Consider the following 13,261-nt stretch of genomic DNA (forward strand, 5'->3'; position numbering starts at 1 on the left):
AGAAGGAAGATGACCCTGTTTGAAAATTCAAGATGCCAGAAGAAGGTTCTTTTGGCTGACAATCTCAATTATCATTAATTCCGCAGCAAATGCTCTGACCATTGCCACTGGAATGGGGAGTGCAGTTTGGACGGCTTCCGCGGTTAATATTGCACACTGGGTGACCCATTCCACGGATCCAGCCGTGGCCAATCACGTCATGGGGACCGTGTTAGTGATCTATGGGGTTGCGGTAGCCTTTCTTGCAATGCTACTTACCCAACGAATGGATTGGACTCGTTTTGTTCGCAACATCCTGTTCGTGGTACCTTTTAGCTACCTAGTACAGTGGTTTGTGCCGCTTTTTCGGGATTTTTTACGGATTGGTGAACTTCAAGCCAACTTCAGCCACCCCTACCAGCTTACACTAGATATCATTATTGATATTTTTGGGTTATTTTGGGTCGCCACCGCGGTTTCCTTATACCAGCGGGCCAACCTAATCATGCACCCTAACGACGACCTCTCTTACATTCTTCGTTTTAAGTACCTGCACGGGCGTGCCTCGGCTTCCCAATGGGCAAGTTACGTACCGCCATTAGTAATGACGGTATTGAGCTTGATTGCCAATCACCAAGTCTGGTCGTTTGGTTTTGGCACGGTTTGGGCTTTCGTCACTCAAGGATATGTCCAGGGCTGGGCCGATGAACACGTGGCGCCTTCTTTTAAACACCACTTTGTGTTGCAGAAGCCACGGGGATGAAAGTTTAATAATTAGGCTATCTAAAAAAGAGAGCGGGGCAAAAGTCGGGTAGTTTGCGAGCATTAACTGAAAATTGCCCATTATGCCTGATTTTGGCATGATGGGCAATTTTTGGTTAAGCGGAACAAACTGACTTTTGACACCCGTTTTGGCTCTATTGAAGTCAAAACGCCAAAATAAAAACGATTCATGAGGAAGTTTCAACTCATGAACCGTTTTTTGTTTAAAGACTTTTGTCACAACCTCTTTTTTAAATTTGGATGACATATTTACTCAAGTTAACAAATAATTTTTTCAATCCCTAACTTCAAGCCCTTCATTGCACTGCCTTAATAATTGCCTTTGCTACTAGCGACGCGTATTCTTTCGAGCCCTCTGGATTAGGGTGAACGTGGTCGCCGTAGAACCAACCGGGTTGGTTCTTAGCGGGGCCGTTCCAATCGATAATTTGCAAATTATCATACTTCTTCGTAGCTTTATTCAAGGTTTGGTTAACCGAACCTTCCCAAGTTTGGGTAGGTACGTGGACGTTAACCCAGAAGAGCTTCCGGTGCTTACCGACCACCTTTTCAATAGCGTCGATTTGTTTAGCATTTACCGGGCCATTTGCGCCTAAATTAATTAGCACGTTGTCGCTCAGTTGTCCTTGTTTCTTCATGGAAGTTAGTAATCCCGGTGCTTCATCCACCTGTCGACCAACCTTAGCGGACATAAACGCGGTTGGGAAGATTTCTTGCAAATCGGCTCCCGTATCTTCTAGAACGGAATCGCCTACTCCAGTTAATGGAATTGACTTAGCTGCGCCCATTTCTTGGTCCGTTAGATGATACTTTTGAGCAATTGCCTTTTCTTTCTTAGTTAACTTAACATGTTTATCCTTAGATTTGGCATGGTCTTTTTGCGCTTCCTTTTGTTTTTTCAGCGCAACAGCATTTTTGCGGTCCGTAGCCTTGCTATTTTTGGCCAGCTTAGCCTGTAAATCATCAGTTTTTTGCGAGACTTTTTCTGGAGCAGTGACTGCGCCAAAAATTGCCACGAAGGTAACAAACAAGACGGCTGCCACACCTACGTGACGCCATTTAAATCCTGATTCGATATCGAACATCTCCTTCAAGAAACGGCCTAGATGACGATAATCAAACTGTGCTAACGGAATCTCAACAAACCGGTAGGACAGTTCACTCAACACTAAAATAATTACTAGCGGAGCGATCGTATTTAAAACTGGATGCGCCGCAATGTTGGTAACCTTTTGTTCATAAAACACCATCACTGGTAATTGGTACATGTAAATACCGTACGACCGGCTTCCTAACCATTTGAAAACTGGATTAGTCAACGCTCGATTCCAAATAAAAGCCGGATGGGCAATGATGGCAATCATCAATACTGACAATACCGAAAAAATAAAGATTCCGCCATAGTAAGGCCACGCAGAAGTCCCTGGCATGGTGAAGAATGACGTGATCATTAACGCCATGATGATCAATCCGATAATGTTCGCAACGGCATTTTTATGCAAATCAAGGTTTTTCTTCAACCTAGTAGAAGGCCAAATAAAAGCCAACGCCGCACCAATCAAGAAGGGCGCTACCCGGGTATCCGTACCGTAATAAACGCGGTTAACCGTGTCCGGATGGTACAGAATTGCCATGATCATTGCTGAAATCACGCTAAGCGAGAACAGGATCCCCGCTACCTGCACCCGACGATGGGTGTAAATTTTTAACAACACAATTAGTAAAAGCGGCCAAATAAAATAGTATTGTCCGAGTACCGACAAATACCATAAATGGGTAAAGGGTGACTCCCCATTATACCGGTCAAAGTATGACTGCCCGTGACCCACCAGCCACCAGTTGTATACGAAGGTCAGGTTGGTCAAGATTATGCTTCGGATATGCGACAATAAATTATGCGCGAAGATGGTCATATAAGCGGTGCTCGCCACCAACACAACGACTAGGGTCGGATATAACCTCCGCAGCCGGCGTAAATAAAAAGCCCCTAATTTTATTTTCCCCGTACGATCCCATTCCTGAATAAAAATATCCGTGATTAAGTACCCAGATACCGCAAAAAAGATTGGCACCCCGAGATACCCTCCCGGAACCTTATAAGGCATTAGATGGTAGAAAATAACTCCTAAAAGTGCCAACACGCGCAAACCATCAAATCCAGTAATGTAGCGGCGCGCCCCCGTATTTTTGTATTCTAAAGAAACTTCATCAAACTCTTTCATTCACGCTTACCTCTAACATCCAAAATAAACAACTTTTTCTCCCCCATAAACGTTGATTAACTATGTACGCTCAATGATTAATATCATATAATAACCATTCCAAATATCCAACTATATGTGTAAAACATTTTTAATTTTTATCTAATTCCTACATTAATGTAAACAAAAAAGGGAGGTTTGCATACCAAACATCCGCCCATGAAGTACCAGAGATGATTTTACCACCCCATCATCACTTATTAAAATCGTGAATTGGCGTGGTAAGATAGCTATAACTTTGAAATTAAGAAAGGAATGCTCGTTCATGAAAAAAATCGCAGTATTTTGTGGCGCTGCCGAAGGTGAATCTCCCCGCTATACCGCAGCCGCTCAACAATTAGGTCAGTACTTAGCAAAACATCAAATGGGGCTAGTATATGGTGGTGGCAAATACGGATTAATGGGGCAAATTGCCACAGCTGTCTTAGAATCCAGCGGCTACGTCGAAGGCATCATCCCTCAGAACCTTGCCGATCGCGGTGCTAGTTACTCAGCAATTTCTAAACTAGAAGTCGTTGAAAACATGCCGGTCCGCAAGCAACGGATGATGGAGCTTGCGGATGGCTTCGTGGCACTCCCCGGAGGACCCGGCACCCTTGAAGAAATTGCAGAAGTGTACTCTTGGTCATTAATTGGTGAAAATGCCAAGCCGTGCGCCCTTTACAACGTTGCCCATTACTACGATGCCTTGCAAGAATTCTATGATAGCATGGTTAAAAATGGATTCTTAGCCAAATCCGCGCGTAAAAAATTACTATTCTCGGATTCATTAGACGAGATTTTTCAATTCATCAATAGTTACACCCCGCCTGCAATCCGGCGATACTAAGCCAGAAGCGACACCGCTAATAGGATTGTCACAATCACCCGGACTACAAAATGGGGCCAGTTAATATTGAAAAAAATTAGCTGCCCGTTAACTAACGAAACCGGTAATACCAGTATTAATCCGGCTATCCCTAGCCACGGCTGAATAAAATTTAGCAACATTAACGCTCCCACAATGATGTTAGCCGCCATAATCTAGGTCTCTACCTGTGCTTCAATTCGAAGTGCACTATAAATCAAGAAACCTCCGTATAACATAGTTAATATGATTCCAACGGTATGCGTCATTGTGGCCACTCCCCATAATTTATATTGAAGAAATCGTTATCTTTTACTAATTCCATTGTAACAATATTGCGGCAAAAATTGAGAATAAAGTTTACGGTTGACATCTCACTCATTTATTTATATAGTTAGTCACATAAGTAATTAAGTAATTCGGGAGGGACTTTTTATGAACAACCAAAATATTGTTAGTGTTTCGGACTTGCGGAAAACTTATGGGGGAAAAAACGAACGGCAATACGAAGCACTAAAGGGAATTAATTTTGATGTTCAAACAGGGGAATTTGTGGGGATCATGGGAGCATCTGGTTCCGGTAAAACCACCCTATTGAACATGTTGGCAACTTTAGATAAGCCAACTAGTGGACAGGTACTAATTAACCAACAGGACGTTACTCGCCTAAAGGGAAATCAAATCGCTGATTTCCGTTCTAAAGAAATTGGTTTTATTTTCCAAGATTTTAACCTTTTGGAAACTTTGACGGCGGAAGAAAACATCGCTTTACCACTTTCTTTGCAAGGAGTTCGTCGCAGCGCTATTAAACAAGCGGTTCACGCAGTTGCAGAAACTTTATCGATCCAAGACCTATTGCGAAAGTACCCAACTGAACTTTCTGGTGGGCAAAAGCAACGGGTTGCCGCTGCCCGGGCCATCGTTCATCAACCAGCATTACTATTGGGTGACGAACCAACTGGAGCTTTGGATTCTAATAGTGCACGAGAAATGTTGGAATTATTGACGGATATTAACCAAAAACAAGGCGTTTCCGTCCTCTTAGTTACCCACGATCCGTTCTCAGCAAGCTTCTGTCAACGAATCCTCTTCATTAAAGACGGGGTCATTGGCCAAGAATTGCGGCGCAACGGTACCTCACGTTCTGAGTTCTATCAAGAAATTCTTGAAAAACTCGGTACGTTTGAACAGTAGGAGGTTTCATAATGTTACTCAGACTAGCTCTATCTAATATTAAAAACCACCTGCGTGACTACGTAGTTTTACTAACCGGTTTAGTGATGTCTTCGGCAATTTTCTACATGTTTGCCAACTTGGCAACTAACGAAGGATTTATCAAGGCAAATGCTACCTTTAAGTATGCTAGCCCCGTCTTTATATTTGGGGAAGTTTTATTGGTAATTATCACGTTTGTTTACGTAATGTACGCTAATTCGTTCCTATTAAATATGCGCCTTCATGATTATGGATTATTCATGATGCTAGGCGCAAAAAAACGGCGCGTTGGTAGTTTGATGGTTTTCGAAACCATGACCGTCGGAATTATTGCTACCGTCTTAGGTTTACTGCTAGGTGTGGGATTAACTGGTGGGATTTCACAATTGCTATTCCACCGCTTCGGGTTAGAAATTCACAACTTCAACCCCATTTACTTCAAGGCAATTCTGGTAACAGTCTTGTTGTACTTGATTTTGTTCTTCATTGCTGCGCTGTTTAACTTACAATCTTTAGTCCGGAAACCAGTCTTAAAGCTTCTTAAGCAAACTGACACCGTCGACCGGATTAAAATTAATCCAATTGGTCTACTCTTTTCTGGCGTTGCCGGGATTGTTCTTGTAGGGATTGGTTATTACGCACTCGCTAAAATTGTAGACCTTCAGCTTTCTGCAATTCCGATTGCTTTAGTTACCATCGTAGTTGGTAGTTTCTTGATTTTCCGCTCTAGCATGACGCTGATTATTCATTGGCTAAAGAATTCAGGATTTGCTCAGCGCAAACTAAATACCTTTACCTTATCGCAAATCATGTTTCGAATTCGAGATTATAACAAGATTCTAACGATCACTTCGTTACTATTTGCTTTGGCATTAGGGGCTATCACCGTTGGGGCTGCTTTCAATCGTGAAATTGATTCCACGGCTCAATTACAAAGCTCCTTTACGCTTGCTTTAAATAACCCCACTGCCAAAGAAAAACGGTTAGTTAAGCAACTGAAGAATGCTGAAGTCGTTAGTTATGATCAAAAATTTGCTAACTCACACGTTTACTATAATGAAGACCAATTTGAACAACATCCATTTTATACTATAAAATACAACCCCAGCACGGATCACCCTGCTGATGCCAAACGGGTTAAAATTTCATTGAGTGATTTAAAAAATAATGCTAGCCGGAGTATCGACTTTATTGGCTTAGGTGGCTCAAAAATTGATACTACACCACAATTTTACTCTACTAGTGAATTTAACCAGCTTAACGGCGAAAAGGGTACCGTCAGCGTTATCACCGTCAAAGACATCGGTATAAACCGCGATGTTCTACAAAAACTTAATGATTTGCAAACTAAGGCTCATCCACAACCTGAAGAATTCACCATGGGTGTAGGTGCTTTTAAAGCTTACTTGCTAGCTAGCGGCATATACGGTGGGCTTGAATTCATTGGTTACTTCTTGGGAATTGCGTTCTTAGCAATGTTAGCAAGCTGCTTAATGTTCAAGATTCTTTCTGGAACGCGTCAAGATACTGTTCGCTACAACCTTCTAAACAAAATTGGAACTCGGCGCTCCTTGATGAAGAAAAGCATTAACCGCGAAATCTTTATCTTGTTTGCTCTTCCAGGAATTTTAGGAATCATTGACGTTTGGTTTGGACTTCAAATGTTCAAGCCACTCTTACACGACCCGTACTACAACATTCAATATCTAACCATCTTTTTTGTAGTAGTATACTTGGCTTACTATCTTTTAACCACTTGGATTTACAAGCTAATCGTGTTACCGAAGAAGAAATAAAAACACAATAGTAGCAAACGTGGCTGAAAAAAGCCGTGGTAAAAGTCAGTTTGTTCTGTACTAACTAAAAAATGGTCATTATGTCTGTCCTAGACATAATGACCATTTTCTTCTACTCTCTTTTTCCCATCATTCACAATCATCGCATGAAAATTCTTCCATTGCTCCGAAGTTAAGTCCAATTCTTTCTCCACCATTTTTTTCGCCGCTTCATATCCCTTAGGTAACGGGCAGTCCATTCTTTCAAAAAGTCTTCTACTGTATTTATCGGCGATGAATCCTGCGTGCTCAAACGCGTACATCATTACGTAATCCGCCGTTTCTGGGCCAATCCCGTGTAATGCAAGCAACTCCGCTCGAAGTTGACTTGAAGTTAAATTCTGAATCCGTGAAACCGAAAAATCGTAGCCCTTCGCCCATTGTAAAATATTTTTAATGGCGGCCGCCTTTCGCGTATAAAACCCACTCGGACGGACATTTTGCTGCAATTCTTCGTCACTTAATTCTAAAATTAACTTCGGATTGAAGTTAAAATTTAATTTCAAGTTGTTTAAACTAGGGACCACGTTTCGCCAACTAGTATTTTGTACTAAAATACCTCCGTACACTACTTCCCAGGGGGTTTCCTGCCATTCTTCCAGCCAAGGTTGTTTCCCCATTCGATCGTACATCGTTTGATAAATCGTTTTAACCTGCACCGTTACCACCTCCGTTCCCATTATATCGGCGAATTTTAAAAAAATTATTATAAAAGGCCTAAAAATATTAGATTTGCGTTAGAATAGAAGATAATTAATATAAAGGAGTCCTGAATTTGACTGAAAAAGCCTGCACAACCGTTTTAGTTGGTAAGAAAGCCTCAATCGATGGTTCGACCATGGTCGCTCGTAACGACGACACTTTCTTGCCGCTCGCACCGCACCGTTTCTACATGCATCCCGCTGAAAGTGGCGTAGACGAAACCATCGTCTCCTCACAAAATGGGTTTACAGCAAAATTACCTGCTAATGGCTACCGTCATAGCGCCGTTCCTAACATCGATCCTGATCGTGATGGAATCTATGACGAAAGTGGTTTTAACGAAAAGAACGTTGCCATGAGTGCCACCGAAAGCGTCTACGGAAACCCTAAGACCCTGGCGTACGATCCGCTCGTTCCTAATGGGCTTGCTGAAGACACCATGCCAACCATGGTACTTCCTTACATTGATTCCGCGCGGATGGGCGTAGAATACTTAGGTAAGTTAATTGCTAAGTATGGTTCTCCTGAAGGTAACGGCGTCATCTTCAGTGATAAGGATGACGTATGGTACATGGAGATCGTCACGGGGCACCACTGGGTTGCTCAGCGCATCCCTGATGATTCCTATGCCGTAGCTGCTAACCAAGTGGCAATTCAACAAGTTGACTTCAACGATCCTGACAACTTTATGTGGTCGGAAGGTATTCAAGAATTCGTTGAGAAATACCATTTGAATCCCGACCATGAAGGTTGGAACTTCCGTCACATCTTCGGTACTGACACTGAAAAGGACCGGCATTACAATACTCCTCGGGTTTGGTATGGACAACTTTACCTTAACCCAGAAATCGAACAGGACCCGCAATCTTCAGAATTACCGTTCATTCGTCAAGCAAGCCGTAAAATTACGGTTGAAGACGTGGGCAACATTTTGAGTTCGCACTACAATGAAACTAAATACGATCCATTTGGCCATGGTGATGACAAGGATCGCTTGAAGTTCCGGCCAATTTCAATGAACCGGACCCAAAATTCGCACGTTTTGCAAATTCGTAACGACGTGCCTGAAGATCGTTCCGCAATTTTCTGGCTTAACTTCGGTGTCCCAGCATTTAGCCCATACGTGCCGTTCTTTAACAACGCTACGGATACTGATCCTAGCTACAGCGCTACTAAGCAAACCATGAATTTGGACGATGCTTACTGGATGTACCGCGCGGTTGGTTCCGTTGTGGAAGGCCACTATAGCCAATTCATCCAAAAGAACGTGGACTACGTAACTGCTTCTAAAGAATTCTTGCGTGGCCGGGTTGCTGAAATTGATCGTCAAGCCGCTGAATTGTCTGGTGAAGAATTAACCAAGTTCTTAACCGAAGCCAACCATCAAACCGTGGCTGCGATGAAGGAGCGCACAATGAAGCACTTTAACGAGCTGCTCGCTACTGGATTAACGCTTTCGAAATTGACGTTTAATATGGATAAAAATCTTTAATATGGAAAAGAGACTGAGAAAAATATTCTCAGTCTCTTTTTTTAGGAAAATCTGCTTCTCAGCTGCCTAGTCAAAACATGTTCCAGCCACCATTTTTTTCCGGTTAACAACATTACGGCGCTAATCGCCTAAAACGCGACTAGGGGCCGTAACATCGTTAAATCCTCGAGTCTTACCCGGGTTGCTCCGTGCTCTAATTCTTTTCAATCGCCCGCGGCCTTCCCCAATAATATCCCTGCTGTAGCTTAATACTATTGTCTACTAACCAGTCACTTACCGAGAGGTTATCGATTCCCTCAATAATCAAGTCAATCTGGTTATCAATTGCCATTGAGCGCCACAACATCACCGTTTCTTGCACTAGGTCTTTACTTACGTTGCGTAATTGCAACAATGACAACTTGATCCGGTCGATATATTTACCATACTCACGAACAATATTAAAACTGTTCATTCCGCTAGAAACATCATCGATTGCAATTCGGAATCCTAAATCATGCACCTGCTTAATCGGCTCAATCATCGAATTATTGTAATATTGGTCGAAATACCGTTTACTTGAGATTGCTTCCGTGATTTCCACCATCAAGGTCTTTTGGTATGGAATTAAAGCCTTCAAAGCCTCGATAGTGCTTGGATACAATAATTGTTGCGGGTCAATGTTAAAACTAAAATATTGGTTTGGCTTATTTTTTACCAACTCTTTTAATTCATTGGCCATCCAATTACAGAAAATCCGATTACTCTCGTTATTCCGAATATATTCCTTAAAGAGGGCCGCTGGAAACTTATTGTCCTCTCCAGCTTCACGTAATAATAATTCATACTCTTGGAGCTTTCCTTCGGTGTCTTCGTTATCCACCGCAAAGATTGGTTGTTCATAAAAACACAACTTAACCACCGCAGCTTCTAATTCAGCCAACCTATCCTTCTCTAACTTAATGACGAAACATCCCCCTCTACAGACATACTATTCCTAGAATTATTTTTAGCTTGATATAAATATTTGTCAACTCGTTTATAAAAATCCTTGGCACTTTGATCACTTTTCTTAAGGTCAGTGACCCCAATCGATACTGTAACACGGACGTTGAGGTCGTCTTTAACTTCAAAAGTCTTTTTAACTAGAATATCACGGATCGTCTTCACAATTGGAGCAGCTTCGGCGGACGTCCGGTTCCGGAAAATAATCGTGAACTCTTCTCCACCAACCCGAAAAAGTTGCGCGTTAGTTTTACGTTCAAATAATTCATCCGAAAATAGCTGAGCAACGTATTTCAAAACATTGTCACCCACTTGATGTCCGTACTGATCATTAAATAGCTTGAAATGATCGATATCAAACATCACCATGGCAACTGGTAAATCATTATTAGAGTAAACTTCAAAAACTTCATTGACCACTTCGTTAAAGGTTCGCCGATTGCGGACCCCGGTTAAGAAATCATAACCGTTATCCTTTTCTAACTTCATGTATCGCTTGACCATAGCCCGAATTTCAATATTACCAAAATGAACAATTGTCATCATCATCATAAATTCAAAAGTTAGCAAAAGTACTTGGCTAACTGTCATAGTACGGATGCCTTTCAAAATCGACCACCAAGCAACCCCAAATAAAAACTAGGTTCCATAATACCAGGCACTATCAATCAACCAATCACTGTTGCGATAAATGACCCAAATCACCGCGATTAAAAGCAGCATCGCCAACAAATTTAAAATATTAAACTGCGTTTGATGCCGAATAATTGCCAATCCATAAATATAAATCGGCAACCCCATGTTGAACCAGAGTACCGTTTTGCGATGCACAATGTATAAACAATAAAACAAGATAATAAACTGGGCATTTGAGTATTGCCAGCCCAATTGACTACTATCAATGTCCGCATGGAGGGCCACAAAAGTTGCCTGTAAAAAGAGCATTGCAATCGCCAAGCTGACAAACCAACTAATCTCTTCATAAACTACTGTGTTAGTTTCATATCGACTAAAAAAGTGGTCAATCCCGTACGAAACCAACGTTAAAATGCATAAAACACCAATCGTAATTGCAGCAATAATCAACGTATTAAAACTAAAAAAACGCGCAAACCATTGTCCAATTGGACTTACAACCATACTAAAAGGCATTTTAATTTCTCCTATTCTTTTGCTATTTTAATTAAGGCGTCCACGTAGTCGTTAACAACAAAATAACCGGTATCCTTCGTTTAGCGCAAGAAAATTATACATAATCTTCCCTACCCACACTAAATGCAAAGGTTTATTTCTAACATTCCACATTGCCGAAATCAAAACTTAATCTTCCAATAAAAACTAATCTTTGCAATAATCTATTTTGCCGTCAATTTCATGGCGCTAAAAGTACGTCATTCCACGATACCGACGACTAAATCACTGTCCTTAAGTATACGATTTTTATTAGATATTTTGCAAGTTAATATTATTAAAAATTAACTTGTCAAAGTATTATTTTCTGTACGCAACTTTTGCACATAAAAAATACCCCTGAAGCTACGAGATATCGCTGCTTCAAGGGTATTTTTATCTGTCCGAGACAGTGGTGCTTAGGTGCTTACTTTAACATATCTTCGGCGGTCTTCTTTAGGTCAGCATCGCTCATGCTTTCCCACTTCTTGGCTTCCGCGATTGTCTTAACCGTGTTGTGACCGTTCGAATCCATAACGTGGTTCCACATTGCATCACGTACTGGAGTTGAATCGTCACTCCAATCAAATACTTCCTTCATTTGTTTATCCAAAAGTTGTGTCTTCAATGTTTCTGCCATAATAAAAGCCTCCAATAAACTGGGTGACCATGGTTAAAACCTAACCATGCCGTTCATTTTATTATTGCACCCCACGTCTCTGTTATAACACTGGTTGGGCAATTTGTTAATATAGAAAATCGGTTTGTTTTGGTTGTGTATTTGTCGGGTATGGTAACGGTTTATCGGCCCCTAAAACCCAAAGAAGTGGAAATCACCGTTAAATCGTTCCCACTTCTTGAACTTAACCGTTATTTTTCCTGATAATCAAAATACCCAAATTGTGCTGGCACTTCATAACCTGAGTAATCCACGAGATGTTTTATACGCATTCTACAAAAAAAGCGGTTAGAAAGGACCATCTGGTTCTTCCTAACCGCTTTGCTTATTTTCTAAAGTTGGCTGTCATCGAAAATTGGTTCGTGCAAGGTTTCCACGTATTGGGCTGCTTTGGGGGTCACATAAAGCAATTGGCCTTCTTTTTGGAAAAGCTTAGTGTCAATCATCTTTTCCATTGCTAAACGTACCGTACCCTCGTCAAGGTCTTGTTTTGCATACTTTAACTTCAAGTGTTGCGTCTTTCCCGCAGCGTTCAAAAATTCTAAGTCTAGTTGTTTCATCAAATGATCCTCCCATTTATTTTTATGCGATATATAAATCAACGTTCTGATTATTTTAATTTAAAATTACTTGCTCCGTGGTGACGACTTGTGCTTCCGTCACTTCATCTTCCAAAAGCATTTTGAGCGCCCGTGCTAATTCTTCCACTTGTACGGCGCTGACGTCTTTATCCACGTTGGCAAAGGAACGGCGCACCTTCTTATCGTGTCCTGCTCCTTCCATTGTGAAGTTGATTCCCGTCTTTAACCAAGTTTTTTGCATTTCACTGTCCTCTTTTCTTAAATATTGAATTAGTAAGTGTCGCGACGCCTTACATTTACTAATAACAATCGAGCAGCAAAAAAGTAAACCTGTTTTCTAAAATTTATCACTGTTTTTTGGGGGGTTATTTATACAGCTAAACTCGCCAGTTTGATTACCGCATAAAAATAAAACCCCGTCAATCAAACAAAATCCCGTTATTTAAAGAAAAACTTATCGTACCATAATAAGAAAATAATTAATAAAAACATAAATAAAATCTATTGACAACGTTTTTACAACACGCTATATTATTAGTTGTACAGAGAGCCCGTTCCCTGTACTGAGTGTTTAAGTTATATCATTTTTTCCTGTAGCTGATTCTTCTACCCAAGGAGTTGGCTACTTCATCTCCTTTTTTTACTTTCTTTCAATAAGACTTCTTCAAACTGAAGTCCTGTCTCGTACTGGGACAACGCTAAAGAGGTTGGTACTATAACATACCAACCTCTT

Annotated in this window: 14 protein-coding genes; 5 read left to right on the top strand and 9 right to left on the bottom strand. The window is 41.2% G+C overall.

Going from position 1 to position 13,261, the window contains the following annotated elements; translation table 11 throughout:
- The first annotated feature begins 19 nt into the window (after window positions 1–19).
- A complete protein-coding gene (locus NL111_RS09375; RefSeq protein WP_058121432.1) occupies window positions 20–742 on the top strand; it encodes a DUF6198 family protein in 723 nt (240 codons plus the stop codon).
- 316 nt (window positions 743–1,058) lie between these two features.
- On the opposite strand, the gene NL111_RS09380 is transcribed toward NL111_RS09375, so the two are convergent.
- Entirely contained in the window at window positions 1,059–2,984 is a 1,926-nt protein-coding gene (locus tag NL111_RS09380) for an acyltransferase family protein (protein WP_002832549.1), read from the bottom strand.
- Window positions 2,985–3,288: 304 nt separating this feature from the next.
- On the opposite strand from NL111_RS09380, the gene NL111_RS09385 reads away from it, so the two are divergent.
- Window positions 3,289–3,852 (top strand): LOG family protein, encoded by a 564-nt coding sequence (locus tag NL111_RS09385; protein WP_285110203.1) that lies wholly within the window; start codon window positions 3,289–3,291, stop codon window positions 3,850–3,852.
- On the opposite strand, the gene NL111_RS09390 is transcribed toward NL111_RS09385, so the two are convergent.
- Entirely contained in the window at window positions 3,849–4,043 is a 195-nt protein-coding gene (locus tag NL111_RS09390; RefSeq protein ID WP_285110204.1) for a hypothetical protein, read from the bottom strand. The genes NL111_RS09385 and NL111_RS09390 overlap by 4 nt on opposite strands.
- Window positions 4,044–4,305: 262 nt before the next feature.
- On the opposite strand from NL111_RS09390, the gene NL111_RS09395 reads away from it, so the two are divergent.
- Together NL111_RS09395 and NL111_RS09400 are read left to right on the top strand one after the other, a co-directional pair.
- Window positions 4,306–5,064, top strand: coding sequence for an ABC transporter ATP-binding protein (locus tag NL111_RS09395; protein WP_002832552.1), 759 nt, complete (start codon window positions 4,306–4,308; stop codon window positions 5,062–5,064).
- 11 nt (window positions 5,065–5,075) lie between these two features.
- A complete protein-coding gene (locus NL111_RS09400; protein WP_002829495.1) occupies window positions 5,076–6,881 on the top strand; it encodes an FtsX-like permease family protein in 1,806 nt (601 codons plus the stop codon).
- 89 nt (window positions 6,882–6,970) lie between these two features.
- On the opposite strand, the gene NL111_RS09405 is transcribed toward NL111_RS09400, so the two are convergent.
- A complete protein-coding gene (locus NL111_RS09405; protein WP_063504500.1) occupies window positions 6,971–7,600 on the bottom strand; it encodes an endonuclease III domain-containing protein in 630 nt (209 codons plus the stop codon).
- 95 nt (window positions 7,601–7,695) lie between these two features.
- Between NL111_RS09405 and NL111_RS09410 the strand changes: the two genes are divergently transcribed.
- The gene (locus NL111_RS09410) at window positions 7,696–9,114 is read left to right on the top strand and encodes a C69 family dipeptidase (protein WP_285110205.1); all 1,419 of its coding nucleotides are present in this window, start codon (window positions 7,696–7,698) and stop codon (window positions 9,112–9,114) included.
- Window positions 9,115–9,307: 193 nt separating this feature from the next.
- Here NL111_RS09410 and NL111_RS09415 read toward each other — a convergent pair whose 3' ends face one another.
- From NL111_RS09415 to NL111_RS09440, 6 genes are all read right to left on the bottom strand, one after another.
- On the bottom strand, window positions 9,308–10,036 hold the full coding sequence (locus NL111_RS09415) for an EAL domain-containing protein (protein WP_285110206.1): 729 nt from the start codon (window positions 10,034–10,036) through the stop codon (window positions 9,308–9,310).
- A gap of 11 nt (window positions 10,037–10,047) precedes the next feature.
- Window positions 10,048–10,689: a GGDEF domain-containing protein gene (locus NL111_RS09420; protein WP_285110207.1), complete on the bottom strand. Its 642-nt coding sequence runs from the start codon at window positions 10,687–10,689 to the stop codon at window positions 10,048–10,050.
- Between the two features lie 48 nt (window positions 10,690–10,737).
- Window positions 10,738–11,250 (bottom strand): hypothetical protein, encoded by a 513-nt coding sequence (locus tag NL111_RS09425; protein ID WP_285110208.1) that lies wholly within the window; start codon window positions 11,248–11,250, stop codon window positions 10,738–10,740.
- A gap of 445 nt (window positions 11,251–11,695) precedes the next feature.
- Window positions 11,696–11,908 (bottom strand): P8 family protein, encoded by a 213-nt coding sequence (locus tag NL111_RS09430; protein WP_002829482.1) that lies wholly within the window; start codon window positions 11,906–11,908, stop codon window positions 11,696–11,698.
- A gap of 371 nt (window positions 11,909–12,279) precedes the next feature.
- Complete coding sequence (locus NL111_RS09435; protein ID WP_053906336.1) at window positions 12,280–12,507, bottom strand: DUF2922 domain-containing protein; 228 nt, start codon at window positions 12,505–12,507, stop codon at window positions 12,280–12,282.
- Window positions 12,508–12,562: 55 nt separating this feature from the next.
- A complete protein-coding gene (locus tag NL111_RS09440; protein WP_285110209.1) occupies window positions 12,563–12,769 on the bottom strand; it encodes a DUF1659 domain-containing protein in 207 nt (68 codons plus the stop codon).
- Between the last annotated feature and the right edge of the window lie 492 nt (window positions 12,770–13,261).

This window comes from Pediococcus sp. AC40 (assembly GCF_030252485.1).
In the GTDB taxonomy this organism is placed as follows: Bacteria; Bacillota; Bacilli; order Lactobacillales; family Lactobacillaceae; genus Pediococcus; species Pediococcus acidilactici.

Excerpts from the sequence above, each read along its gene's own strand:
- NL111_RS09380 (WP_002832549.1), bottom strand. The coding sequence starts at position 2,984 with ATGAAAGAGTTTGATGAAGTTTCTTTAGAATACAAAAATACGGGGGCG.
- NL111_RS09385 (WP_285110203.1), top strand. The coding sequence starts at position 3,289 with ATGAAAAAAATCGCAGTATTTTGTGGCGCTGCCGAAGGTGAATCTCCC.
- NL111_RS09390 (WP_285110204.1), bottom strand. The coding sequence starts at position 4,043 with ATGGCGGCTAACATCATTGTGGGAGCGTTAATGTTGCTAAATTTTATT.
- NL111_RS09395 (WP_002832552.1), top strand. The coding sequence starts at position 4,306 with ATGAACAACCAAAATATTGTTAGTGTTTCGGACTTGCGGAAAACTTAT.
- NL111_RS09400 (WP_002829495.1), top strand. The coding sequence starts at position 5,076 with ATGTTACTCAGACTAGCTCTATCTAATATTAAAAACCACCTGCGTGAC.
- NL111_RS09405 (WP_063504500.1), bottom strand. The coding sequence starts at position 7,600 with ATGGGAACGGAGGTGGTAACGGTGCAGGTTAAAACGATTTATCAAACG.
- NL111_RS09420 (WP_285110207.1), bottom strand. The coding sequence starts at position 10,689 with ATGACAGTTAGCCAAGTACTTTTGCTAACTTTTGAATTTATGATGATG.
- NL111_RS09425 (WP_285110208.1), bottom strand. The coding sequence starts at position 11,250 with ATGCCTTTTAGTATGGTTGTAAGTCCAATTGGACAATGGTTTGCGCGT.
- NL111_RS09430 (WP_002829482.1), bottom strand. The coding sequence starts at position 11,908 with ATGGCAGAAACATTGAAGACACAACTTTTGGATAAACAAATGAAGGAA.
- NL111_RS09435 (WP_053906336.1), bottom strand. The coding sequence starts at position 12,507 with ATGAAACAACTAGACTTAGAATTTTTGAACGCTGCGGGAAAGACGCAA.
- NL111_RS09440 (WP_285110209.1), bottom strand. The coding sequence starts at position 12,769 with ATGCAAAAAACTTGGTTAAAGACGGGAATCAACTTCACAATGGAAGGA.